The sequence below is a fragment of the Pectobacterium polaris genome (assembly GCF_002307355.1).
Classification (GTDB): Bacteria; Pseudomonadota; Gammaproteobacteria; order Enterobacterales; family Enterobacteriaceae; genus Pectobacterium; species Pectobacterium polare.
This window is the reverse complement of the sequence record NZ_CP017481.1, coordinates 1,450,269-1,473,791: the sequence shown is the minus strand read 5'-3', so window position 1 is coordinate 1,473,791 and position 23,523 is coordinate 1,450,269. Positions and strand designations below refer to the sequence as shown.

Here is a 23,523-nt window from a genome sequence, read left to right as displayed (position 1 = left end):
TTCGCTGAGAGACAGAGCGTCTCTCATTTCATCCCGATGAGCTTATTTAAATAAGTCATTATGATGAGTGACGAATCATCCAGATCACATTTCCAGTGATACCTGACGTGGGGCATTTGAACAGCAAAATAAGAGATATTTTACGCGGGGATACATCAGAAGGGAGAAAGCGTTTACGGTAAAAATAAGCCGACAAACCCGTATAGGTCGGTCGTTTATCGGCTGGGAGCGGTATCATTCGCTAAAGAAATCGGCAATTATTTCCGGGTAGCCAGAATAATACTGGATGCTTTAACCAGCGCGATTAATTCGCTGCCCACCTCAATGTTCATCTCTTCCAGACTTTCATTGGTAACGGTTGAGGTCAGCGTCAACCCACCGGCAGTCAGCAGTTGCACCGTCGAGTTGACGGCACCTTTCGTAACGGAACTCACCTTACCGTGAAACTGATTGCGGGCAGAGAAATTCAAACCACATTCGGCTGATGCCAGAATGACCCAAGGGGCTTTCACCAACGCAATGGCCGGTTTGCCAACGGCCAGGTCCATAGACTGACAACTGGCTCGTGTAATCACCGTCGTTAACTTATCCCCACTTTCCAGGGTCAATGCGACTTCATTGTTTACCGCACCCTCAACAATGGAAGACACAACACCCGAAAGCTGATTTCTTGCTGAAACTGACATAACGACTCCTTTGGTTCATTTTTAACATAAAGTAACGACTACATAATTCAGGCAGCAGGAAGTCGCGATACGATAATTACCTGATGCACAACAGAGCCAATATCGTTGGCGCTATTATTACTTTCCTTTCATATCGCAACTATTCCACGCTGGAATAGCAGACGATAAATAATAGCCTCATAGTAAACGTTCTCTTGAGAAAATTATGCGATGTGACGTCCATCATTCGCCAATTACCTCAAGATCAATAAGCCAAGATACTCATTTAGTATTATTTTGTGGCGAGGTAGATTCTATTTCCGTCTTGCTCTGTGACTCACCAGACCGAAATAGACCCGTCGTACTTCCTTTTAACATCTATTATCGCAAAGCAGGCTTTTTCTGCCAGACAATGCGCTCCCGCAGTTGAATGCTGCTCACTTACTTCTGGATTTAGGGGAAACACGGTGATGAGGTTCCCGCAGGGATGCCTCACACCGTGGTAGCCCCGGTATCTCGATTCTTCAACGATTAGCATTACCCCCACGGCTGGCTTTTACGCTGATGGCGTAATTCTTACTAGTCAATTGGCCCACATGCCGTAAAATTCCCGCTTTCGTCATCATGACGTTCATAACAATACCCATTCTCCCATTTACGGTGGAGCAGAACATGGATACACGCTTTCCTCAGGCGCACAAAGAGGCCCGCTGGGCTTTTGGCCTGACGCTGGTTTATTTATTGGCCTGGGTGCTTGCCGCCTATTTGCCAGACAACACACAAGGGATCACCGGCCTTCCACACTGGTTTGAGATGGCCTGCCTGCTGCTACCGCTCGTATTTACGCTGCTGTGCTGGCTGATGGTGCGCGTCATTTTCCGCGATATCTCACTGGAGAGTGACGATGCAAATTGAAATTTTATTGCCGCTGATTGGCTATCTGCTGCTGGTGTTCGGGCTGTCGGTCTACGCGTACCGTCGCCGTCAGGCGGGTAACTTTCTTAACGAGTATTTCCTCGGCGGCCGCTCAATGGGCGGGTTTGTCCTGGCGATGACGCTGATCGGCACTTACGTCAGCGCCAGCTCTTTTATCGGCGGGCCGGGTGCCGCGTATAAATACGGGCTGGGCTGGGTGCTGCTTTCGATGATCCAGCTTCCTACCATGCTGCTATCGCTCGGAATTCTGGGGAAAAAGTTCGCCATTTTGGCGCGACGCTACAACGCCATCACGCTGAACGACATGCTGTACGCCCGCTACAACAGTCCGCTGCTGGTGTGGTTTGCCAGTATCAGCCTGCTGGTCGCGTTTATCGGTGCCATGGCCGTGCAGTTCATCGGCGGCGCACGCCTACTGGAAACCGCGGCGAACATTCCTTACGACATCGGCCTGCTGATTTTCGGTGTCACCATTGCGCTGTACACCACGTTTGGCGGCTTCCGCGCCAGCGTGCTCAATGATGCGATGCAGGGCATCGTGATGCTAATCGGCACCGTCATCCTGCTGGTGGGCGTGATCTATGCCGCCGGCGGCCTGCACAGCGCAGTAGATAAGCTGCAACAGATTGACCCGATGCTGGTGTCGCCGCAGGGCAGCAACGGTATTCTGTCGATGCCGTTTATGGCCTCATTCTGGGTGCTGGTCTGCTTCGGCGTCATCGGCCTGCCAAACACCGCCGTCCGCTGTATCTCTTATCGCGACAGCAAGGCGCTACACCGTGGGATTATCATCGGCACGATCGTCATCGGCATTCTGATGCTGGGCATGCATCTGGCCGGTGCGCTGGGCCGCGCCGTGATGCCAGATCTGACCATTCCCGATCAGGTGTTACCAGCCCTGATGGTCACCGTATTACCGCCGCTGGCCGCTGGGATCTTTCTCGCTGCGCCAATGGCCGCTATCATGTCCAACATTAATGCGCATCTGCTTCAGGCCTCCGCCACGATCGTCAAAGATCTCTATCTCAGCGTACGCCCGCAGCAGATCCATAACGAACGCCGCATCAAGATCCTGTCCAGCATGACCACCCTACTGTTGGGTCTGCTGGTGCTGCTGGCCTCCTTACGGCCACCTGATATGATCATCTGGCTGAACCTGCTGGCGTTTGGCGGGCTGGAAGCGGTGTTCCTGTGGCCGCTGGTGCTGGGTCTGTATTGGGAACGCGCGAATGCCGCGGGCGCGCTTAGCGCCATGTTCACCGGGGCGATTTGCTATACCTTACTGGCTAGTTTCAATCTTCAGCTGGCTGGATATCACCCGATTGTGCCATCGCTGTTACTCAGCCTGATGGCGTTTATTATTGGCAACCGCTTTGGTCATAATCCACCAGCGCCGGTTGCCGCTTCATCTTCACTTTAAATGTAATAGAGACTGCTATGCCGTGGATTCAACTAAAAATAAACACCTCAGGAAAGGTTGCTGAACAACTGGGTGACGTCATGATGGAAAGCGGTGCGGTATCCGTTACGTTTCAGGATACGCACGATACGCCCGTGTTCGAACCGCTGCCGGGCGAGACCCGCCTGTGGGGCGATACCGACGCGATTGCGCTGTACGATGCCGAAACCGATATGAACGCGGTTATCGCGATGCTGGAGCAAGAACCGCTGCTGGGCGTCGGTTTTAAACACAAGATCGAACAGCTGGAAGACAAAGACTGGGAACGCGAGTGGATGGATAACTTCCACCCGATGCAGTTCGGCAAACGTCTGTGGATTTGCCCAAGCTGGCGTGACATTCCTGACCCGACGGCCGTCAACGTGATGCTCGACCCGGGTCTGGCGTTTGGCACCGGCACCCATCCAACGACCGCGCTGTGCCTGCAATGGCTCGACGGGCTGGATCTGGAAGGGAAAACCATCATCGATTTCGGCTGCGGTTCCGGCATTCTGGCGATTGCCGCCCTGAAACTGGGTGCAGCACGCGCTATCGGGATTGATATCGATCCGCAGGCGATTCAGGCCAGCCGCGATAACGCACAGCGCAACGGTGTTTCCGAGCGTCTTGAGCTTTATCTGTCGAAAGACCAGCCTACCGACCTGTCTGCCGATGTCGTCGTTGCCAACATCCTTGCTGGCCCGCTGCGCGAACTGGCACCGCTGATTAGCGATTTGCCAAAAGCAGGCGGTCACCTCGGCCTGTCCGGTGTGCTGGCTACGCAGGCTGAAGGCGTCGCAGAAGCGTACGCAGACAAGTTCACGCTTGACCCAGTGGCTGAACACGAAGAATGGTGCCGCATTACCGGCCAACGCCGCGCATAGTCATAACGTCATCCCGCTAGTCCCGCCCACCGTATGTGCAACGGTGGGCACCTTTCTTCCTGCTATATCTCACGATTGATCCCAATAAACAGGCGTATGATGCAGCTCGGCAAGCGACTGGACGTCACCTGCGCCCGGCGCTCAACGATGCCATATCATTATTTTCAAGGGATGAAAAATGAAAGGTAAACTCTCTATCGTATTGATGCTATCCGTCTGCTCTTCCGCCTTGGCAGCCGATCCGGTGCACTGGGGCTACGAAGGCAACGGCGATCCGGCACACTGGGGAAAGCTGTCTCCAGACTTCTCGCTGTGTGAAACCGGTAAAAACCAATCTCCCATCAATATCCGGCAAGCGCTGGATGCCCAGCACGACCCTCTACAGTTAGCTTTCCAGTCTGGGACACAGCAAATTATCAACAACGGGCATACCGTTCAGGTTAACGTTGGCTCGGGGAATACGCTGGTATTGGATAACGAGACATTCACCTTGCAGCAGTTTCACTTTCACGCACCGAGCGAGAATGAAATTGATGGTAAACAGTTCCCGCTGGAAGGCCATTTTGTCTATAAAGACGCCGCTGGCGCGCTTACCGTTATCGCGTTGATGTTTCAGGAAGGAGAAGCCAATCTGCCGTTAGCCACGACATGGCAGCAGATTCCGGCTCAGGTTAATCAGGCGGAGGACGTGCGCACGCCGATCGCGATTCAGAGCCTATTACCGACATCATTAAACTACTATCGGTTTAGCGGGTCGCTCACCACGCCACCGTGTTCAGAAGGCATTCGCTGGCTCGTGCTGGATCACCCCGTCACTGCCTCTGCCGATCAGATAAACCAGTTCCGCTCGGTCATGCATCACGCCAATAACCGCCCCACACAGCCGCTTAATGGCCGAATCATCATCCATTAAGCCACTCCGCGAGGCTGGTCAGACTGTTCTGTCGGCCAGCCTCAGGTCAATCAGCGCCCTTTTTTGCCATATTAACCAACGCATTTCACTGATAAAGCATTGATAGGCTGCTGTATCTTCACCAAAAATGACCGCGCTTGCAGATAAAATTCTGTAAACAGATGATTATTTCCCAGCACAAAAAATCGACATAAAAATATAACTAATTGTTAAATATGAATAATATTTTTATACGGCTTTATGAAGTGCATTTTCATTGATCGATAGCCGTAAATTGGTCAAAGTTTGGCCTTTCATCTGACGTAAAAAATGCGTAATATACGCGCCCTTGCAGGCACAGTATGGTCAATTTTTGTCTATGCACATTGGACAATTTCAGCTTAGTAATCGCTTGATAGCGGCCCCAATGGCTGGTATTAGCGATCGCCCATTTAGAGCACTCTGTCATGCGATGGGCGCTGGAATGACCGTGTCTGAAATGCTTTCTTCCAATCCGGAAGTGTGGCGTTCAGACAAGTCGCGTTTGCGAATGGTCCATAGCGATGAACCGGGTATCAGGGCCGTGCAGATTGCCGGTTGTGACCCCGATGAGATGGCGGCGGCAGCGAGAATTAATGCTGATTTCGGCGCACAGATCATCGACATCAATATGGGCTGCCCGGCGAAGAAGGTGAACCGCAAGATGGCAGGATCTGCATTGTTGCAGTATCCGGATTTGGTCAAACAAATCCTCTCTACGGTAGTGAAAGCGGTAGACGTACCGGTAACACTGAAGATCCGAACCGGTTGGGCACCAGAGCACCGCAACTGTGTAGAAATTGCCAAATTGGCTGAAGACTGTGGCATTCAGGCGTTAACCATTCACGGACGCACCCGTGCGTGCCTGTTCAATGGTTTCGCCGAATACGACAGCATTCGGGCAGTTAAGCAGGCCGTTTCCATTCCTATTATTGCGAATGGCGACATTACAGACCCGCATAAAGCCAGAGCGGTTCTTGACTACACCGGGGCTGACGCCCTGATGATAGGACGAGCCGCTCAGGGAAGACCCTGGATCTTTCGGGAAATCCAGCATTATCTGGACACAGGGGAGTTGCTGGCACCAATGCCGTTGGCAGAGGTTAAGCGCTTGTTGATCGAGCATATACGGGAATTGCACGACTTTTATGGTCCAGGCAAGGGATTTCGTATCGCTCGTAAGCACGTATCCTGGTATCTCCAGGAACATGCCCCAAACGACCAGTTTAGGCGCACATTCAACGCCATTGAGGATGCCAGCGAGCAGCTGGAGGCGTTGAAGGCATATTTTGAAAATCTTGCGTAAACAGAAAAAGAGCTGACAGAACTATGTTCGAACAACGCGTGAATTCTGACGTACTGACCGTTTCCACTGTAAACTCTCAGGCTCAGGTAACCCAAAAACCCCTGCGCGACTCGGTTAAACAGGCACTGAAGAACTATTTTGCTCAATTGAACGGTCAGGATGTAAGTGACCTGTATGAGCTGGTATTGGCTGAAGTTGAACAGCCACTGTTGGACATGGTGATGCAATACACCCGCGGTAACCAAACCCGCGCTGCCCTGATGATGGGCATCAACCGCGGTACTCTGCGTAAGAAATTGAAAAAATACGGCATGAACTGATACTAATCAGTTAAGCATTTGAAAAAAGGCGCTTTACCTTTCGGGTTAAGCGCCTTTTTCTTTGCCCTATATTTAGGCAGCAGCCTTAGCACAGACAGTATGAGATTGCGTCTGTGAGATGAGAAATCCGTCGTTAATGACTCATCCCTTCTTGTGTATCTGTCTCCACCGCATGAAAGAGTCGATGCAGGTTATCAAGCCGTTCCGCTAACACGAACGTTAAAATCTCTTTCGATTCTGGATTGTCCAATTCGACAATGGCGTAAGCCAACGCACGACACTGATCGAGTGCTTCTTCGGGTTCTAACGGCGTGTTATCAAACATGGCACACCTCCTGAGTTGGCAGTCGACCAGCGAAGACCATCACATAGCCATCAGGAGAATGTTCCCGCGCCTGACGTTCGGTGGTAGCGATAATATGCACGATACATTGGGAAGAGATTCCCAAAGCAAGAAAGCGATACTGAAATTCGGGGCGAGTTTGGGTAGACTGGATATCAGCCATAGTGTTAGCTCCAATAACATTGTGGTTAGAGGCCCGGTTAGTGCTCCAACACTGCCGGGCTTCGCATTTCATAGGTGAATCGCACCTATGGAGCTAACATTACGCCCAAGTGAATCGCACCTCAAGGTATTTTTTAGAATTATTTTTACGTATACTGAATCGCACTTAGCGCATGGAGATCCAGCAATGGCAACGGGTTCAATTAACAACAAGTCACAGCAGTTGAATGCACGGTTCCCGCACGATGTTGTTGCTGAAATGGAAAGTAGCCTTGAAGCTGGCGAGACAAAGGCGCAATTCATCATCACCGCTGTAAAAAGCGAGATCAAACGCCGCCAGTGTAAGCAGCCCAAAGATGAATCCAAAGACTGAGCGTTATTACGGCTAGTGTAGACTGTACGAGCTAGTGCTTAGTCCGACAGGCAGATCAACAGCGGACGTTCATAGACTTGGTCCGATTCACAAATGATGTACCAGCCTACTGTATACACGATGCCCGTTCAGTCCGACTGCTGCCCCCATTTCGATATTTATCGATTTGAGTCTAAACCGAAAAGACACGACAAACGACACTGATAACTGATAACTGATAACTGATAACTGATAACTGATAACTGATAACTGATATAGAGGAGCTAGTCTTGAACTTATGCGCCAGTTAAGGCTAAACTGAGAATACAAGTTTTGGTGACGGGACTCCTCTAAGTCTAAGCTAGTTACCTCGACACATAGTGACGCAAACTCTTGAGTATAATAAAAGCCGCCCGAAAAGGCGGTTTTTATTTTCACGGAAAATGCTGAAATATAAACAAGACGCTAAGAAAAAATAGAGAATGAAAATATCTTTCTGGAATACAGGACTGAAACATAAAGCAGAGAAAAACCCAGATTATCAGTCTCTTATAGTGGAAGCACTGAGCTCTATGATTATCAATCATTCACTAGATATTGTATTCATATGTGAGGTTGACGACGACTTTACTCTTGACACTAGAATAGAAAAATATTTTAGCGATATTTCTGTTAAGCTAATAAGAGGAACGGAGAAGGTAAGTGGTAATATTAAATTTGATATCTGCGCCTTATATAATGAAAAAAAATCATCTGCAACTCTAAAAAACTACATAATTCATAACAACATGGATGATGAAGATCATCGAAAAGGGAATAATACAAAAACAGGGATCCTTTTCGATGTTTCAGTCCGAGGGAGCGATGCAGAATATGATGATTCCATTTCAATAATAGTATCTCACTGGCCGTCAAAATTAACGCCAGGGTATGAATTCAGACATAAAGATGCAGCAGAACAATTAAAACGTGAAAGCGTAGAGAAAATAAAACAAGGGAGGCAAGTTATATTACTTGGTGATTATAATATGTCGCCTTATGAAACAATAAATGAAACAAATCTTTGCTCATATAACAATAAATACTACGCGTTAAAGAATTCAACGCGGTTATATAACTTATCCTTCAACTTCCATAACCAACATACAGATCTATTTGACCTGACACACACAAGCGAACCTATGGGGTTTGGAACATTTTTATCTAACGGTAATCGTCATTCAGAGATCGGTTGTGCGGTTTTTGACCATATACACGTATCTTCATCATTCATAAAGGATGGCCCTTGGATCGTGAACGAAAAAGAAACAAAAATATTTGTAAGCGATGAAATATTCAAGCTAGTATACGACAAGAACGTATTACTTGACCATTTACCAATTGTTATAGAGATAAACAAAAATGAGCGAAAATCCATTTGATAAAATCATAAATGAATCATTGGGAAACATAAATAAATTATCTCAGATAAAATCAGAATTTAGTAGAATACTCGCGCTAGCTAGCGAATCGCTCAACAATGCGCTGCAAGGCCAGCGCAAGTTAGATTTGCGGATAAAACTAGGAAATGAAAACCTAGCATCTGAAATGAGTGCAATAATATTTACATTGCAATTTAACCATGATGATTCTAAAGGGTTCATTTTTTTAACTAACGAATTAAAAGCTGAAGTAACAGGCTCATGGGAGATTGATGAAAAGTCAGAAACAATAAGCATTACATACAATAAAATAAAGAATACAAGTCTAACAACACAAGAAGGTATTACCGAAGCCGTTTCATTCGTCATATCTCAGAAAAGCTTCCTTGAAACAGCAATAAAACTCAAAAAAAATCCATTTTAATTGATAGAGATCTGTTTGGAGTTCAGCAATTATCCCACATTAAGAATCCTGAGCTTAACATGGTATTTCGTTCCATTGAGCGGAATACCTGTCCATAAGCTGTTTAAGGAGCGACCATGTTGTCTGTGTATTGTTCTGATTACTTCCATACACACCTGTACGGAGTATATAACCGCTTGGTTTAGGAAAGAAAAAGGGCTCTACGCCAGCAATCAATTGGCTAAAAAACGACCTTGTCGTGGCCCTTTTTTCCCAAAACGGCACCTTGCTATAAAACACGGTCGGGTTTATCAGCAGCTAATCCAGAATCAAAACACCTCAACCAGCTCAAATTCTTCAAACACCAGCAGCATATCTGGGGCGAAAGAGCCTCCTCGTTCGAAAAACGCCTGATGCGCTTGCTGCCAGAAAGCCAGGCTTTTATCGCCTTCGCCCTCTTTCGCCGCCATCTCAGCAGTCACATCGCAGTAGCGCACCAGCGTTAGCGAGCGCGTCCGAATGACGCAGGAAGGCTGCCCGGCACCGTCCAGAACAATGTTGTAATCGCCGACCTGCGGCGTTTCTTCATTTTTGAACGCGTGATACGAGCTACAGGTTGCCGTTTTATGCCCTTCCCGCACCAGTTGCAGCAGCTCATCTGCCAGCTCGGGGCTGTCACCAAATGACCAGCGCAGCGCGTCTGGGTATTTATCTAATCCTTGTTTATGACTCATTATCTTCCTCGTTTTATACGGCTATGATTGCTCTGTTTTCTTCACGCAATCATAGCCGTAAAGGAGCGATCAGGTAATATCCACGTCCACCCAGAGCGCGGCATGGTCGGACGCAGCCGTATCCCATGAGGTGACTTCCGGTAGCGGCGTAACGGGTTCAGCGCCCTCTTTGGCGGCAATCTTGTCGATATTATAAATCCCCCGACGCTCGACTCCCCACTCCACCACCGCCTGATGCAGCGGTGCAGACAGGAAAATATAGTCCAGCTGATTTAACCGCGCGCCCTTCTTTCCGCCAGCGAAATAATAGGTGTAGCGCTCTTTTTCCGGGCGTTCAGGGTCGATAACCGGGTGCAGATCCGACAAAGAAAACAGCGGAGCCAAACTGTGCCAGGGGTTGGACGAATCTTCGTTCAAGTCGCCAAGAATGACCACGTAGTCCTTCTTGAGATCGTAAGTCTGTTGGACAATCTCTGCGACGCGTTCAGCCTGATCGCGGCGCTTCTCCGCCCCACGCAGCCGCTCTTCTTCTGTTTGACCACTTTGACTTTTGAAATGGTTACACAGAATATAAATCGGCTGTTTGAGGCCAGCATCCAGCGTGACCTCAAGGCAATCGCGGCTAAAGACCGGATCAAAGCGCTTTCCAGCATCAAAAATATGCGTGCGGATCTGGGCAATCCGATAACGCGTCAGGCAGGCAACATCAATGCCGCGTGGATCGTTCGGGCTGTCGATCATCACGAACTGGCTGAATTTATTTTCCCCCAGCACCTGATTGTTGAAATCACGCAGGACATCCATGTTTTCGACTTCAACGGCGCACAGAATGTCGGCGTTAAGCAGGGAGATAATCTTGCCCGTATTCTTACGTTGCTGACTGCTGAACTCCTGCGCCTTAAAGACGATTTCGCCGATCCAATCCCCACGACCGCGGCAGCTTTTATTGATCCTGAATCCGGTGCCAGCGTCCTCTTTTTTCCATCGCCCCAGCGTGCCTGCATCAGTGCGAATATCAATATAAGGCCGCAGTGCGATAGACAGGCGGAACACCTGATCTTTCAGGGCATCATCGTATTGGGGCTGTTCGAGAAGGTGCTGAAGCTGCCTGACCTGTTGCAATAAAGCATCGATCTGCTGGGAATCAGGGAGATTGAGAATCGCGGTACGGTGGAACAGGTTCTCAACGTTATAGCTGGCGATGCGGATTTTCATTGTTGTCTCCTTAACGGATAACGACAGAAGCAATAGTCCTCTTTAAGAGTAGGCTTCTATTGTGACAACCACGCTAGGGTGTTTATCTTTAAACCGTTACATCACAGCATATAACGTAAAAATGCGTGATGATAAAACCCACCATATAGAACGGTGATAATAGGTAATTGCCCTGGTGAAGGCGCATTGCTCAACAGCCCTATTACCACCGTTTGTATTCAACAAACCCGATGCGACGATCTGATGCTTCTTATCAAAATCAGGTGGGTATCGGCGCATCGGCCGTGATTAACTTCTGTTCCCTGAGCTCATCCCAAAAGCCTTTGGGAATACTCACCTTCATCGACTGGATATTGGCTTCGACCTGCCCAGGAACACGAGCACCAGGAATAATGGCCGATACGATAGGTGGCGCAGCAGCAAATTGAAGCGCAGCAGTACGAATGTCAATACCGTGCCGATCCGCGATAGAAGCTAAACGAGCCCGCTTCTCAACGACGCCAGGAGGAAGATCATTGCTGAAGTGGTAACGATTTCTCCCCCCAGAAAACCGTCGTTAAGCGGCGTACCAACCGTCACCGTAATGCCTTTTTTCGCCAAAGCCGGAAACGTTTTTGTCAGTGTTTCCTGATGGTCGATAATACTGTACTGGCAGGCAAGTAAAACAATATCCGGAGTTGGCCCCTTGTCCAACTCCGCCGCCATCACGGCAGCGTCAGCACGATTGATACCGAACCCCCAGGCTTTGATGAGCCCTTCCGAACGCATCCGTTCCAGCTCAGCCATCGCACCGTTACGCGCAATCTCAAATGATGTCGTCCAAGGCGTAGGCAATTCTGTATTATCTGGGCTGAGATCGTGGATGTAGACGATATCAATACTGGACAACCCTAACCGTTGCAGACTGTCCTCAACAGAGCGTCGGGCGCCTGCCGCGGTGTAATCATACTCATAAGAAAAGTTGAGTTTGTCCGCCCATAGTGAATCAGGCAGCGGCGTTCGACTGGGATGAAAAATACGCCCCACTTTTGTAGAAACAAGGTATTGATCGCGCGGCTTGTCACGCAGGAACCTCCCGAGCCGATGTTCAGAAAGGCCGTGACCGTAGAAAGGTGAAGTATCGTAGTAGCGAACACCGCCGTCCCACGCGGCTTGTAGCGTAGAGTGTGCCTGCTCATCACTGATAGGGGCGAAAATATTGCCAATCTGTGTGCCCCCCATACCGAAGCGGAAAGGTGTCCGATAGCGGATATCCTTCGTTGCAGGAGCATTGAGTGGTAATGCCGTACCTGTAACCCTGCCGCGCGTCGGCAACACCGTTCCCTGCACCGTCAGAGGTTGAAAAGCTGAAATAACCCCATTCGCATTATCCGTTTGAGCAAACGCACGCCCTGTTGCCACAAGAGCGGCACTTCCAGCAGCCAGCTTCAGAAAATTTCTGCGTTCCATACTGAATACCTCTTCGTCGATGCCTATTGATGATTGATTGCGCGATACCCACGACAGAAAAACTGCGTAAGACTGCCTTTTCATTCAACGTAAATCAGGGGCTTCTCCCAGTAACGCCGGATCCCAATGCTCTACCGCTTTACCGTCTTTAATACGCCACGTGTCATACCATGTTGTGGTATAGGAACCCCCTGCGGCTTTCGGGTCACGAACGGTGCGCGGATAAAGCACCGTAACCAGATCGCCTTCCGCTACCACGGCAATGATTTTCATATTTAGCCGTTCAGGGAGCGGCTGAGGCTTAACCTTGAGCACCTTGGTAAAGTAATCAACAACCGCGTCACGGCCGCTCTGTGCATTCGGGTTATGTTGTAAGTATTCAGCAGACAGGAGCTCATCGGCTTTCTCCCAATGGCCTGCGTCAAGCAGCTCGCGGAGGATACGGTAAACCACCTGCTTGTTTGCGTTTAGTGCTGGGTCTGGACTGGTAAACAACGCCTCAGGGTTACGGGAAACAGACGTTGGTGTTTGAGCGTATACGGAGCCGATCGTTAGGCTTAATCCCAGTGTTGCCGTCAGGAACAGCGTCTTTATCATAAAAATCACCTTGCTATTTAGTGGTAGGGAATCGGTGGTATCAGGAAATAACATTGGGGATAATTACGGTGTAGTTAACTTTTTTACAAGTACGCACCAAAAAGTTAGTGTTATATGACTGAATCAGGAGAGACACATGACGACAGAATCCTCACCATGTTTTACCTGCGCTGACGTTATGGCGGAAGCGTGCCCATCACGAACCATTCTGCGCGATGTGACGAGCCGCTGGGGGTATTAGTGCTGTTGGCACTGCGTGAGCGAACCTATCGATTCAGTGAACTACGGCGAACAGTGGGCGGCGTTAGCGAAAAGATGCTGGCGCAAACGCTACAAACGCTGGAGCATGACGGTTTTGTTTTGCGCGTATCACATCCCGTTATCCCGCCGCATGTCGATTACTCGTTAACGCCAATGGGCAGAGAAGTGAGCAAACTTGTCGAGGGGCTGGCCCTATGGATAGAGGGCAATCTCCCCTCCATTTTACAGGCCCAAAACACCTCAAATGAAGCGGATAGTCTGTTCACGCAGTAAGGTGAGCAACATCGCCAAAACGACGCAAAGCCACTATATTCACTTCTGATATAAACCATCACACAACGTGATTTATAAACAGATGTTTTGTCGCGTAGATTCTTTATTAACAAAAGTTATAAGCGCATCACTGCACACCACTCACAGGAATTCATAATGAAAAAAATACGTTTTGCTTTACTGACCAGCGCCCTGCTTGCTACCAGCGTATTCGCTCATGCAGATGACCTTAGCGCCATCAAGTCCGCAGGGGTTATCAAGATCGGCACGGAAGGCACCTACGCGCCTTATACCTATCATGATAAATCAGGCCAGCTGGTTGGCTTCGATGTGGATATTGGCCGTGCGGTGGCAGAAAAGCTCGGCGTGAAAGCCGAGTTTATTGAAGGACGTTGGGACGGGTTAATCGCCGGTATTGATGCCAAGCGCTACGATGCGGTCATCAATCAGGTTGGCGTAACCAAAGAGCGTCAGGCCAAGTATGATTTCTCCAAGCCTTATATCGATTCCAAAGCGGTGCTGGTTGTCCGTGGCGATAACACCACCATCAAAGATTTTAGCGATCTGAAAGGCAAAAAATCTGCCCAGAGCCTGACCAGTAATTACTCTAAGCAAGCCACCAGCTACGGTGCGGACATTGTGCCGACGGACGGTTTTAACCAGTCTCTGGATCTGGTGCTCAGCGGCCGTGCCGACGCCACGTTAAACGACAATCTGTCATTCCTGGATTTCAAAAAGCAAAAACCGGATGCCAACGTGAAGATCGCAGCGACCTCAAAAGATGGTGAGCCTTCCGCGATTCTGGTGCGTAAAAATCAGGAACCACTGGTGGAAGCATTGAATAAAGCTCTGGATGAAATTAAAGCAGACGGCACCTATAAAACGATATCTGTGCGATACTTCGGGGAGGATGTTTCTCAATAATCGCACTGTTATCAGAGCGCGTTGTCCTCAATATGATGGTCATCAGCGCGCTCTGTGATTAGCGCATACCGTTATCGGAGCTCGTTTTCATGCCGCCTTGGCTACAACTCATGGCAGACTCCTTCTGGAGTCTGCTGTCTGCGGGACTTAAATTTACCGTCCCTCTGGCTATTCTGTCTTTCATCTTTGGCTTAACTCTCGGCATTATCACCGCGCTGGTTCGCCTTTATGGCCCAAAGCCGCTGAAATGGCTGGGGGATTTCTACGTTTGGGTTATCCGTGGCACACCATTGCTGGTGCAGCTTTTCCTGATTTTTTATGGGCTACCCAGCGCGGGTATCACTCTGGATGCCTTCCCTGCCGCACTCATTGGCTTCACCATCAGCGTGGGTGCCTATAGCTCGGAGATCGTGCGCGGAGCCATCTTGTCTGTCCCGAAAGGCCAATGGAATGCCGCCTATTCTCTCGGTATGAATGGCAAGCAGGCGATTCGCTGGGTGATCTTCCCGCAGTCCGTTTTCGTTTCGCTGCCACCGCTCTCCAATACGTTTATTTCCTTAATCAAGGATACGTCGCTGGCCGCCGTGATCACCGTGCCGGAGATGTTCTTGTCCGCTCAGCGCATCGTTTCCGTTACCTATGAACCCTTGATTCTGTACGTCGAGGCTGCGCTGATTTACCTGATGTTTAGTACCGTGCTAAGCCAGCTACAGGTAAAGCTCGAAAAGTATTATCAGCGCCACATCACGCACTAATGCCTCCCGCATCAGCCCACGCCATCCGCTGGGCTGATGACATTACCGCGTTCCCGACCTCTCCCTATTCAACGGGCAATCCCATCGCTGGCAAACCTGAGATGCCTCACGATCTCCATTTCGACGCACTAAAAGAGGGCGCATCAGCCTCTTTGCATTTGTCACGGTGCGCACATACCCAATTAGAATTACCTACTTAGATCAATAAGCATTCCTTTTCGTCTTCATTATCAAGCAAATAGAAAATTGGCATTTTATTTGCTTTGCTCTGCTCACGTCGGCATACCGACAGACAGGTATGGTGCACCTCATTGTGCACCGCAACACAACTGTGTACTGCAACAACAGCAGATAACTCTAGACGCTAGGATGATTATGAAAAGAATAGTGATTTCTACTCTGGTTGCTGGCGCGTCACTCTTTGCCGCAATCAATCAAGCCCATGCGGGTGCAACGCTGGACGCCATTCAGAAGAAAGGATTTGTGCAATGCGGTATCAGTGATGGCTTGCCCGGCTTTTCCTATGCGGACGCCAGCGGAAAATACTCCGGTATTGATGTCGATGTATGCCGCGGCCTTGCCGCCGCCGTATTCGGCGATGCCAATAAAGTTAAATACACACCGCTGACGGCAAAAGAACGCTTCACTGCGCTGCAATCCGCCGAAGTCGATGTGCTATCACGTAACACCACCTGGACGTCTTCCCGTGACAGCGGCATGGGCATGCTCTTTACCGGCGTGACCTACTACGACGGCATCGGCTTCCTGACGCACAACAAAGCGGGCTTAACCAGCGCAAAAGAGCTGGACGGCGCAACCGTCTGCATTCAGGCGGGTACGGATACCGAACTGAACGTCGCTGACTATTTCAAAACCCATAAAATGCAGTACACCCCCGTCACGTTCGACCGCTCTGATGAAAGCGCCAAAGCGCTGGAGTCTGGCCGCTGCGATACGCTGGCATCAGACCAGTCACAGCTGTACGCACTGCGTATCAAGCTGAGCAAACCTGCTGAATTCATCGTCCTGCCAGAAGTGATTTCCAAAGAGCCGCTGGGCCCAGTGGTGCGCCGTGGTGATGAAGAGTGGTTCGCGATCGTACGCTGGACACTGTTCGCCATGCTGAATGCTGAAGAGATGGGTGTAACCTCGAAAAACGTCGATCAGCTGGCAGCAAAACCTACCACGCCAGATATGTCCCACTTGCTGGGTCACGAAGGCAGCTACGGCAAAGATCTCAAATTACCGAATGATTGGGCATTCAAAATCATCAAACAGGTCGGTAACTACGGCGAAATCTTTGAACGTAATGTCGGTATGGGCAGCGAGTTGAAAATTAAGCGTGGCCTGAACGAACTGTGGAACAAAGGCGGTCTCCAGTACGCGCCAGCGGTACGTTAATTATCAGAAAACCCCGGGCGCAGTGGATTGCTGCGCCCTTCAGTACCCCCGTTTCGAGGTTCAAGCATGCTACAACGCCCAACCGTAAAAGGTGATTTATCACTGACTAATCCAGCGGTGCGCGCCTGGCTGTATCAAATTGTCGTTGTTATCGCTGTATTGGCTGTCGCAACCTACCTGTTGCACAACACCGTGACCAATCTGGCACAGAGGGGCATTACCTCTGGCTTCGATTTTCTAAATAAAAGCGCCGGCTTTGGCATCGTCCAGCACCTGATTGACTATCAACAAGGTGACACCTACGCCCGCGTTTTTCTTGTTGGGTTATTCAACACGCTGCTGGTCTCGGCGTTGTGTATCGTGTTGGCGTCGATTCTCGGCTTCACTGTTGGCCTGGCACGACTGTCTGACAACTGGCTACTGCGAAAAATATCCAACATTTACATTGAGATATTCCGCAATATTCCGCCGTTGTTGCAGATCTTTTTTTGGTATTTTGCCGTACTGCGGAATCTACCGGGGCCACGCCAGTCAATCAGCGCGTTTGATGTCGCCTTCCTCAGCAACCGAGGCTTTTATCTGCCATCCCCTGAAATGGGACCGGGCGCCGCAGCATTTTTTCTTTCTCTGCTGATCGTATCGGTCGTGACATGGCGCGTATTTCGACGTAACCAGCGCTATCACGCCTTAACAGGTCAACCGCGCAAAACCTGGCCGCTGACGTTAGGCTTGTTACTTGTGCTGTGCACACTCAGCCACCTGATTTTCGGCCCCGCCTTTCATTGGAATATGCCGGAATTAAAGGGGTTTAACTTTCGCGGCGGCATGGTGCTGATCCCTGAGCTGGCGGCGTTAACCGTCGCTCTGTCGGTCTACACGTCATCATTTATTGCCGAAATCATTCGTTCAGGCATTCAATCGGTTTCCCACGGTCAACACGAAGCCGCGCGTTCTCTCGGCTTACCGAATCCCGTTACGCTACGCAAAGTGATCCTTCCACAGGCTCTGCGCGTCATCATTCCGCCACTGACCAGCCAATACCTCAATATTGTGAAGAACTCGTCGCTGGCTGCCGCCATTGGCTATCCCGATATGGTGTCGCTGTTCGCAGGAACCGTGCTGAATCAGACCGGTCAGGCGATTGAAACCATCGCCATTACCATGTCGGTTTACCTCATTATCAGCCTGCTGATCTCGCTACTGATGAATCTGTATAACCGCAAAATTGCGTTAGTCGAACGCTAAGGGGACGTCATGACGATGAACCATTATACGCAAGGCCGTCAGTCCCCTCTGTTCAAAGCGATGCAGTGGGCACGGCGTAATCTCTTCTCAAGTATCGGCAATAGCCTGTTAACGCTGTTTTGCCTCTGGCTACTGTGGATTGCCATACCGCCGCTGCTCAACTGGACAATCTTTCAGGCGAACTGGATCGGCACAACCCGCAATGACTGTACGCGTGATGGGGCCTGCTGGGTCTTCATCCATGCCAGATTTGGTCATTTCATGTATGGGTTGTATCCAGCGGCGGAAGTCTGGCGCATCAACTTCGCACTCGCCATCGGGTTACTCAGCATTCTGCCGATGTTCCTGAAAAACATCCCCTATCGCGGACGCTATCTTGCCGTCTGGGCAGTGACTTATCCGCTTATCGCCTGGTGGTTACTTTACGGCGGCTTTGGCGGGCTAAGTAGAGTAGAAACCTATCAATGGGGCGGCCTAACGCTGACGCTGATCATCGCTGCAGTGGGTATCGCGGGTGCACTACCACTTGGTATCTTGCTCGCATTAGGTCGCCGTTCCACGCTGCCAATTGTCCGTATGCTTTCCGTCGTGTTCATCGAGTTCTGGCGTGGTGTACCGTTAATCACCGTACTTTTTATGTCATCCGTGATGCTGCCGCTATTTTTAACGGAAGGCACCACGATCGATAAACTGCTGAGGGCATTAGTCGGCGTTATTTTATTCCAGTCCGCTTATGTCGCCGAGGTGGTTCGCGGTGGCTTGCAGGCACTGCCGAAAGGACAGTATGAAGCCGCTGAATCCCTGGGCTTAGGCTATTGGCGCATGCAAGGGCTGGTCATCCTCCCGCAAGCGCTAAAAATGGTTATCCCAGGTCTGGTGAATACCATTATTTCTCTCTTTAAAGACACCAGTCTGGTGATCATCATCGGCCTTTTCGATCTCTTCAGCAGTATCCAACAGGCAACGGTCGACCCCACCTGGCTGGGCATGTCGACGGAGGGCTATGTCTTTGCCGCAATGGTCTATTGGATTTTCTGTTTCAGCATGTCGCGCTATAGCCAACATCTGGAAAATCGTTTTAACACCGGACACAAGTCACACTGAGGCCATCCATGAATCAGACTGCATCAACTCAATCAACCGATCACATGATTACCTTAGAGAATGTGAATAAGTGGTACGGGCAATTTCATGTGCTTAAAGACATCAATCTGCAGGTCAGGCAAGGGGAACGAATTGTACTGTGCGGCCCTTCCGGGTCGGGGAAGTCAACCACCATACGCTGTATTAATCATCTTGAAGAACATCAGGCAGGGCGGATTGTCGTTGATGGTATCGAAGTGAATAATGATTTACGCAACATCGAAAAAATTCGTACTGAAGTCGGCATGGTTTTTCAGCATTTCAATCTTTTCCCGCACTTAACTGTGTTGCAGAACTGCACACTAGCACCGTCCTGGGTACGCCATACGCCGAAAAAAGAAGCGGAAGAGTTGGCAATGCACTATCTGGAACGCGTGCGTATTGCCGCACATGCGCATAAATTTCCTGGGCAGCTATCTGGAGGCCAGCAACAACGTGTGGCCATCGCCCGTTCACTGTGCATGAAGCCCAAGATTATGCTGTTTGACGAGCCGACGTCTGCACTAGATCCTGAAATGGTAAAAGAGGTGCTAGATACTATGCTTGGGCTGGCTCAGGATGGAATGACGATGCTTTGCGTCACGCATGAAATGGGATTCGCGAGAACCGTCGCTGATCGGGTGATCTTTATGGATCAAGGTGAGATCGTAGAACAAGCCCCACCGGATATCTTCTTCTCCAGCCCTCGTTCAGAGCGTACTCAGGCATTTCTCTCACAAATCCTGCACTAATCTGAAGCATCCTGCCTGCGTGTGTCCTACGCAGGCCTTCCCCAACATCGCCATTATGATGGATCTTACAGCTCGCGTTATCGTATAACTAACGCGAGCTGAATGAGGTAGGGAAGTTTCTGCATCCGAAAACAGCCTCTATGTCCCGTATTTGCTACGGCTATCTACCTGATACATCTAAATAAGTGCACAACGGTGAGCAAATCTATTGCAGCTAACACCAAAATTCCCCATAGCAAAAAGCCCCTGTCTTTCGACAGGGGCTTTCCACTTGTTTGATGCCTGGCAGTTCCCTACTCTCACATGGGGAAGCCCCACACTACCATCGGCGCTACGGCGTTTCACTTCTGAGTTCGGCATGGGGTCAGGTGGGACCACCGCGCTATCGCCGCCAGGCAAATTCTGTTTCATTCCAACCGTTATACGTTGCTTACGCGCTCGCACAACCATCAGAACCAATCTTTGAACAAGCTGAGTATTGTTTTTTGAGTCGTCTCAAAACACCTTCGGTGTTGTAAGGTTAAGCCTCTCGGGTCATTAGTACTGGTTAGCTCAACGTATCGCTACGCTTACACACCCAGCCTATCTACGTCGTCGTCTTCAACGGCCCTTCAGGGGCATCTAGTGCCCAGGGAAGACTCATCTCGAGGCAAGTTTCCCGCTTAGATGCTTTCAGCGGTTATCTCTTCCGCACTTAGCTACCGGGCAATGCAATTGGCATCACAACCCGAACACCAGTGGTGCGTTCACTCCGGTCCTCTCGTACTAGGAGCAACCCCTCTCAATCTTCCAACGCCCACGGCAGATAGGGACCGAACTGTCTCACGACGTTCTAAACCCAGCTCGCGTACCACTTTAAATGGCGAACAGCCATACCCTTGGGACCTACTTCAGCCCCAGGATGTGATGAGCCGACATCGAGGTGCCAAACACCGCCGTCGATATGAACTCTTGGGCGGTATCAGCCTGTTATCCCCGGAGTACCTTTTATCCGTTGAGCGATGGCCCTTCCATTCAGAACCACCGGATCACTAAGACCTGCTTTCGCACCTGCTCGAGCTGTCACTCTCGCAGTCAAGCTAGCTTATGCCTTTGCACTAACCTCCTGATGTCCGACCAGGATTAGCTAACCTTCGTGCTCCTCCGTTACGCTTTGGGAGGAGACCGCCCCAGTCAAACTACCCACCAGACACTGTCCGCAACCCGGATTACGGGCCCACGTTAGAACATCAAACATTAAAGGGTGGTATTTCAAGGTTGGCTCCACAAGAACTGGCGTCCTCGCTTCAAAGCCTCCCACCTATCCTACACATCAAGGCTCAAGGTTCAGTGTCAAGCTATAGTAAAGGTTCACGGGGTCTTTCCGTCTTGCCGCGGGTACACTGCATCTTCACAGCGAGTTCAATTTCACTGAGTCTCGGGTGGAGACAGCCTGGCCATCATTACGCCATTCGTGCAGGTCGGAACTTACCCGACAAGGAATTTCGCTACCTTAGGACCGTTATAGTTACGGCCGCCGTTTACCGGGGCTTCGATCAAGAGCTTCGCCTTGCGGCTGACCCCATCAATTAACCTTCCGGCACCGGGCAGGCGTCACACCGTATACGTCCACTTTCGTGTTTGCACAGTGCTGTGTTTTTATTAAACAGTTGCAGCCAGCTGGTATCTTCGACTGATTTCAGCTCCGTGAGCAAGTCACTTCACCTACCATCAGCGTGCCTTCTCCCGAAGTTACGGCACCATTTTGCCTAGTTCCTTCACCCGAGTTCTCTCAAGCGCCTGAGTATTCTCTACCTGACCACCTGTGTCGGTTTGGGGTACGATTTGATGTTACCTGGAGCTTAGAGGCTTTTCCTGGAAGCGTAGCATTGGTTACTTCATCACCGTAGTGACTCGTCATCACGCCTCAGTGTTAATGACGACCCGGATTTACCAAAGTCATCCACCTTCACGCTTAAACCGGGACAACCGTCGCCCGGATAACCTAGCTTTCTCCGTCCCCCCTTCGCAGTAACACCGAGTACAGGAATATTAACCTGTTTCCCATCGACTACGCTTTTCAGCCTCGCCTTAGGGGTCGACTCACCCTGCCCCGATTAACGTTGGACAGGAACCCTTGGTCTTCCGGCGTGCGGGTTTTTCACCCGCATTATCGTTACTTATGTCAGCATTCGCACTTCTGATACCTCCAGCAGCCCTCACAGGCCACCTTCTACGGCTTACAGAACGCTCCCCTACCCAACAACACCTAAGTGTCGCTGCCGCAGCTTCGGTGCATGGTTTAGCCCCGTTACATCTTCCGCGCAGGCCGACTCGACCAGTGAGCTATTACGCTTTCTTTAAATGATGGCTGCTTCTAAGCCAACATCCTGGCTGTCTGTGCCTTCCCACATCGTTTCCCACTTAACCATGACTTTGGGACCTTAGCTGGCGGTCTGGGTTGTTTCCCTCTTCACGACGAACGTTAGCACCCGCCGTGTGTCTCCCGTGATAACATTCTTCGGTATTCGTAGTTTGCATCGGGTTGGTAAGTCGGGATGACCCCCTAGCCGAAACAGTGCTCTACCCCGAAGATGAGTTCACGAGGCGCTACCTAAATAGCTTTCGGGGAGAACCAGCTATCTCCCGGTTTGATTGGCCTTTCACCCCCAGCCACAAGTCATCCGCTAATTTTTCAACATTAGTCGGTTCGGTCCTCCAGTTAGTGTTACCCAACCTTCAACCTGCCCATGGCTAGATCACCGGGTTTCGGGTCTATACCCTGCAACTTAACGCCCAGTTAAGACTCGGTTTCCCTGCGGCTCCCCTATTCGGTTAACCTTGCTACAGAATATAAGTCGCTGACCCATTATACAAAAGGTACGCAGTCACCCTGATTAATCAAGGCTCCCACTGCTTGTACGTACACGGTTTCAGGTTCTATTTCACTCCCCTCGCCGGGGTTCTTTTCGCCTTTCCCTCACGGTACTGGTTCACTATCGGTCAGTCAGGAGTATTTAGCCTTGGAGGATGGTCCCCCCATATTCAGACAGGATGTCACGTGTCCCGCCCTACTCATCGAACTCACAGCCTGTGCATTTTTGTGTACGGGACTATCACCCTTTACTGTGCGACTTTCCAGACGCTTCCACTAACACACAAACTGATTCAGGTTCTGGGCTCCTCCCCGTTCGCTCGCCGCTACTAGGGGAATCTCGGTTGATTTCTTTTCCTCGGGGTACTGAGATGTTTCAGTTCCCCCGGTTCGCCTCATGATGCTATGTATTCACATCATGATAGTGTGTCGAAACACACTGGGTTTCCCCATTCGGGTATCGTCGGGTATAACGCTTCATATCAGCTTACCGACGCTTATCGCAGATTAGCACGCCCTTCATCGCCTCTGACTGCCTAGGCATCCACCGTGTACGCTTAGTCGCTTAACCTCACAACCCGAAGGTGTCTTTGATAAATCAAAGTCACTGTCGCGCTGCGATTATTTGAGATACTCATTGACACACTGACACGCCCTTCCTACCCGCAGGTATCAAGGTGTGTTCAGCTGTCATGTTTCAATTTTCAGCTTGTTCCAGATTGTTAAAGAGCAATATCGTAAACATGACTCCAGAGAATCATCTTTACGATATTCATGATA

23 protein-coding genes, 2 rRNA genes and 1 pseudogene are annotated in these 23,523 nt (G+C 50.1%); 16 read left to right on the top strand and 10 right to left on the bottom strand.

Annotated elements, in window-relative coordinates; genetic code table 11:
• Positions 1–257 precede the first annotated feature (257 nt).
• Positions 258–686, bottom strand: coding sequence for a TOBE domain-containing protein (locus tag BJJ97_RS06670; protein WP_095993438.1), 429 nt, complete (start codon positions 684–686; stop codon positions 258–260).
• Positions 687–1,337: 651 nt separating this feature from the next.
• On the opposite strand from BJJ97_RS06670, the gene BJJ97_RS06665 reads away from it, so the two are divergent.
• From BJJ97_RS06665 to fis, 6 genes are all read left to right on the top strand, one after another.
• The gene (locus BJJ97_RS06665; RefSeq protein WP_039482401.1) at positions 1,338–1,580 is read left to right on the top strand and encodes a YhdT family protein; all 243 of its coding nucleotides are present in this window, start codon (positions 1,338–1,340) and stop codon (positions 1,578–1,580) included.
• Positions 1,570–3,021 carry a sodium/pantothenate symporter gene (gene panF, locus BJJ97_RS06660; RefSeq protein WP_095993437.1) on the top strand — a complete coding sequence of 484 codons (1,452 nt, stop codon included), beginning with the start codon at positions 1,570–1,572 and terminating at the stop codon, positions 3,019–3,021. The genes BJJ97_RS06665 and panF overlap by 11 nt, the downstream gene beginning before the upstream one ends.
• 17 nt (positions 3,022–3,038) lie before the next feature.
• Entirely contained in the window at positions 3,039–3,923 is an 885-nt protein-coding gene (gene prmA, locus BJJ97_RS06655) for a 50S ribosomal protein L11 methyltransferase (RefSeq protein WP_095993436.1), read from the top strand.
• A gap of 178 nt (positions 3,924–4,101) precedes the next feature.
• Complete coding sequence (locus BJJ97_RS06650; protein WP_095993435.1) at positions 4,102–4,836, top strand: carbonic anhydrase; 735 nt, start codon at positions 4,102–4,104, stop codon at positions 4,834–4,836.
• Positions 4,837–5,194: 358 nt separating this feature from the next.
• A complete protein-coding gene (gene dusB, locus BJJ97_RS06645) occupies positions 5,195–6,160 on the top strand; it encodes a tRNA dihydrouridine synthase DusB (RefSeq protein ID WP_039482411.1) in 966 nt (321 codons plus the stop codon).
• Between the two features lie 23 nt (positions 6,161–6,183).
• Entirely contained in the window at positions 6,184–6,480 is a 297-nt protein-coding gene (fis, locus tag BJJ97_RS06640) for a DNA-binding transcriptional regulator Fis (protein WP_005975342.1), read from the top strand.
• Positions 6,481–6,613: 133 nt separating this feature from the next.
• On the opposite strand, the gene BJJ97_RS06635 is transcribed toward fis, so the two are convergent.
• Both BJJ97_RS06635 and BJJ97_RS06630 read right to left on the bottom strand, forming a co-directional pair.
• Positions 6,614–6,805 carry a hypothetical protein gene (locus BJJ97_RS06635; protein WP_095993434.1) on the bottom strand — a complete coding sequence of 64 codons (192 nt, stop codon included), beginning with the start codon at positions 6,803–6,805 and terminating at the stop codon, positions 6,614–6,616.
• Positions 6,798–6,986 (bottom strand): host cell division inhibitor Icd-like protein, encoded by a 189-nt coding sequence (locus BJJ97_RS06630; RefSeq protein WP_095993433.1) that lies wholly within the window; start codon positions 6,984–6,986, stop codon positions 6,798–6,800. The genes BJJ97_RS06635 and BJJ97_RS06630 overlap by 8 nt, the downstream gene beginning before the upstream one ends.
• A 186-nt stretch (positions 6,987–7,172) precedes the next feature.
• Between BJJ97_RS06630 and BJJ97_RS22040 the strand changes: the two genes are divergently transcribed.
• The 3 genes from BJJ97_RS22040 to BJJ97_RS06615 all read left to right on the top strand — a co-directional run bounded on the left by BJJ97_RS22040 (position 7,173) and on the right by BJJ97_RS06615 (position 9,182).
• Positions 7,173–7,358 carry a YlcI/YnfO family protein gene (locus tag BJJ97_RS22040; protein WP_157910772.1) on the top strand — a complete coding sequence of 62 codons (186 nt, stop codon included), beginning with the start codon at positions 7,173–7,175 and terminating at the stop codon, positions 7,356–7,358.
• A 461-nt stretch (positions 7,359–7,819) separates the two neighbouring features.
• Entirely contained in the window at positions 7,820–8,758 is a 939-nt protein-coding gene (locus tag BJJ97_RS06620; RefSeq protein WP_095993431.1) for an endonuclease/exonuclease/phosphatase family protein, read from the top strand.
• A complete protein-coding gene (locus tag BJJ97_RS06615) occupies positions 8,739–9,182 on the top strand; it encodes a hypothetical protein (RefSeq protein WP_095993430.1) in 444 nt (147 codons plus the stop codon). Before BJJ97_RS06620 ends, BJJ97_RS06615 begins: the two co-directional genes overlap by 20 nt.
• Positions 9,183–9,490: 308 nt before the next feature.
• Here the strand turns inward: BJJ97_RS06615 and BJJ97_RS06610 are convergent, their stop codons facing one another.
• The 5 genes from BJJ97_RS06610 to BJJ97_RS06595 all read right to left on the bottom strand — a co-directional run bounded on the left by BJJ97_RS06610 (position 9,491) and on the right by BJJ97_RS06595 (position 13,156).
• On the bottom strand, positions 9,491–9,895 hold the full coding sequence (locus tag BJJ97_RS06610) for an ASCH domain-containing protein (protein ID WP_095993429.1): 405 nt from the start codon (positions 9,893–9,895) through the stop codon (positions 9,491–9,493).
• A 69-nt stretch (positions 9,896–9,964) separates the two neighbouring features.
• Complete coding sequence (locus BJJ97_RS06605; protein WP_095993428.1) at positions 9,965–11,110, bottom strand: endonuclease/exonuclease/phosphatase family protein; 1,146 nt, start codon at positions 11,108–11,110, stop codon at positions 9,965–9,967.
• A 259-nt stretch (positions 11,111–11,369) separates the two neighbouring features.
• Positions 11,370–11,555, bottom strand: a complete 186-nt coding sequence (locus BJJ97_RS22360) for a hypothetical protein (protein WP_264372088.1) — start codon at positions 11,553–11,555, stop codon at positions 11,370–11,372.
• Positions 11,556–11,584: 29 nt separating this feature from the next.
• Positions 11,585–12,559 carry an aldo/keto reductase gene (locus BJJ97_RS06600; protein WP_264372065.1) on the bottom strand — a complete coding sequence of 325 codons (975 nt, stop codon included), beginning with the start codon at positions 12,557–12,559 and terminating at the stop codon, positions 11,585–11,587.
• An 84-nt stretch (positions 12,560–12,643) separates the two neighbouring features.
• Complete coding sequence (locus BJJ97_RS06595; protein WP_181374396.1) at positions 12,644–13,156, bottom strand: nuclear transport factor 2 family protein; 513 nt, start codon at positions 13,154–13,156, stop codon at positions 12,644–12,646.
• Between the two features lie 136 nt (positions 13,157–13,292).
• Here BJJ97_RS06595 and BJJ97_RS06590 point away from each other — a divergent pair.
• From BJJ97_RS06590 to BJJ97_RS06560, 7 genes and pseudogenes are all read left to right on the top strand, one after another.
• Positions 13,293–13,690 (top strand): annotated as a pseudogene (locus tag BJJ97_RS06590) (winged helix-turn-helix transcriptional regulator).
• Positions 13,691–13,846: 156 nt separating this feature from the next.
• The gene (locus tag BJJ97_RS06585) at positions 13,847–14,614 is read left to right on the top strand and encodes an amino acid ABC transporter substrate-binding protein (protein WP_095701262.1); all 768 of its coding nucleotides are present in this window, start codon (positions 13,847–13,849) and stop codon (positions 14,612–14,614) included.
• Between the two features lie 89 nt (positions 14,615–14,703).
• On the top strand, positions 14,704–15,369 hold the full coding sequence (locus tag BJJ97_RS06580) for an amino acid ABC transporter permease (RefSeq protein ID WP_095993427.1): 666 nt from the start codon (positions 14,704–14,706) through the stop codon (positions 15,367–15,369).
• A 375-nt stretch (positions 15,370–15,744) separates the two neighbouring features.
• Positions 15,745–16,770 (top strand): amino acid ABC transporter substrate-binding protein, encoded by a 1,026-nt coding sequence (locus tag BJJ97_RS06575; RefSeq protein WP_095701260.1) that lies wholly within the window; start codon positions 15,745–15,747, stop codon positions 16,768–16,770.
• Positions 16,771–16,836: 66 nt separating this feature from the next.
• Entirely contained in the window at positions 16,837–18,015 is a 1,179-nt protein-coding gene (locus BJJ97_RS06570; protein ID WP_095993426.1) for an amino acid ABC transporter permease, read from the top strand.
• A gap of 9 nt (positions 18,016–18,024) precedes the next feature.
• A complete protein-coding gene (locus tag BJJ97_RS06565; protein WP_095993425.1) occupies positions 18,025–19,119 on the top strand; it encodes an amino acid ABC transporter permease in 1,095 nt (364 codons plus the stop codon).
• 8 nt (positions 19,120–19,127) lie between these two features.
• Positions 19,128–19,889: an amino acid ABC transporter ATP-binding protein gene (locus BJJ97_RS06560; RefSeq protein ID WP_095993424.1), complete on the top strand. Its 762-nt coding sequence runs from the start codon at positions 19,128–19,130 to the stop codon at positions 19,887–19,889.
• A 280-nt stretch (positions 19,890–20,169) separates the two neighbouring features.
• On the opposite strand, the gene rrf is transcribed toward BJJ97_RS06560, so the two are convergent.
• Positions 20,170–20,285: ribosomal RNA gene (gene rrf / locus BJJ97_RS06555) — 5S ribosomal RNA — on the bottom strand.
• Between the two features lie 120 nt (positions 20,286–20,405).
• Positions 20,406–23,314 (bottom strand): 23S ribosomal RNA (locus BJJ97_RS06550).
• Between the last annotated feature and the right edge of the window lie 209 nt (positions 23,315–23,523).

Bases quoted from the DNA above. Each gene is read 5' to 3' on its own strand.
- BJJ97_RS06670 (WP_095993438.1), bottom strand. From the start codon at position 686: ATGTCAGTTTCAGCAAGAAATCAGCTTTCGGGTGTTGTGTCTTCCATT.
- BJJ97_RS06665 (WP_039482401.1), top strand. From the start codon at position 1,338: ATGGATACACGCTTTCCTCAGGCGCACAAAGAGGCCCGCTGGGCTTTT.
- panF (WP_095993437.1), top strand. From the start codon at position 1,570: ATGCAAATTGAAATTTTATTGCCGCTGATTGGCTATCTGCTGCTGGTG.
- prmA (WP_095993436.1), top strand. From the start codon at position 3,039: ATGCCGTGGATTCAACTAAAAATAAACACCTCAGGAAAGGTTGCTGAA.
- BJJ97_RS06650 (WP_095993435.1), top strand. From the start codon at position 4,102: ATGAAAGGTAAACTCTCTATCGTATTGATGCTATCCGTCTGCTCTTCC.
- dusB (WP_039482411.1), top strand. From the start codon at position 5,195: ATGCACATTGGACAATTTCAGCTTAGTAATCGCTTGATAGCGGCCCCA.
- fis (WP_005975342.1), top strand. From the start codon at position 6,184: ATGTTCGAACAACGCGTGAATTCTGACGTACTGACCGTTTCCACTGTA.
- BJJ97_RS06635 (WP_095993434.1), bottom strand. From the start codon at position 6,805: ATGTTTGATAACACGCCGTTAGAACCCGAAGAAGCACTCGATCAGTGT.
- BJJ97_RS06630 (WP_095993433.1), bottom strand. From the start codon at position 6,986: ATGGCTGATATCCAGTCTACCCAAACTCGCCCCGAATTTCAGTATCGC.
- BJJ97_RS22040 (WP_157910772.1), top strand. From the start codon at position 7,173: ATGGCAACGGGTTCAATTAACAACAAGTCACAGCAGTTGAATGCACGG.
- BJJ97_RS06620 (WP_095993431.1), top strand. From the start codon at position 7,820: ATGAAAATATCTTTCTGGAATACAGGACTGAAACATAAAGCAGAGAAA.
- BJJ97_RS06615 (WP_095993430.1), top strand. From the start codon at position 8,739: ATGAGCGAAAATCCATTTGATAAAATCATAAATGAATCATTGGGAAAC.
- BJJ97_RS06610 (WP_095993429.1), bottom strand. From the start codon at position 9,895: ATGAGTCATAAACAAGGATTAGATAAATACCCAGACGCGCTGCGCTGG.
- BJJ97_RS06605 (WP_095993428.1), bottom strand. From the start codon at position 11,110: ATGAAAATCCGCATCGCCAGCTATAACGTTGAGAACCTGTTCCACCGT.
- BJJ97_RS06600 (WP_264372065.1), bottom strand. From the start codon at position 12,559: ATGGAACGCAGAAATTTTCTGAAGCTGGCTGCTGGAAGTGCCGCTCTT.
- BJJ97_RS06595 (WP_181374396.1), bottom strand. From the start codon at position 13,156: ATGATAAAGACGCTGTTCCTGACGGCAACACTGGGATTAAGCCTAACG.
- BJJ97_RS06585 (WP_095701262.1), top strand. From the start codon at position 13,847: ATGAAAAAAATACGTTTTGCTTTACTGACCAGCGCCCTGCTTGCTACC.
- BJJ97_RS06580 (WP_095993427.1), top strand. From the start codon at position 14,704: ATGCCGCCTTGGCTACAACTCATGGCAGACTCCTTCTGGAGTCTGCTG.
- BJJ97_RS06575 (WP_095701260.1), top strand. From the start codon at position 15,745: ATGAAAAGAATAGTGATTTCTACTCTGGTTGCTGGCGCGTCACTCTTT.
- BJJ97_RS06570 (WP_095993426.1), top strand. From the start codon at position 16,837: ATGCTACAACGCCCAACCGTAAAAGGTGATTTATCACTGACTAATCCA.
- BJJ97_RS06565 (WP_095993425.1), top strand. From the start codon at position 18,025: ATGACGATGAACCATTATACGCAAGGCCGTCAGTCCCCTCTGTTCAAA.
- BJJ97_RS06560 (WP_095993424.1), top strand. From the start codon at position 19,128: ATGAATCAGACTGCATCAACTCAATCAACCGATCACATGATTACCTTA.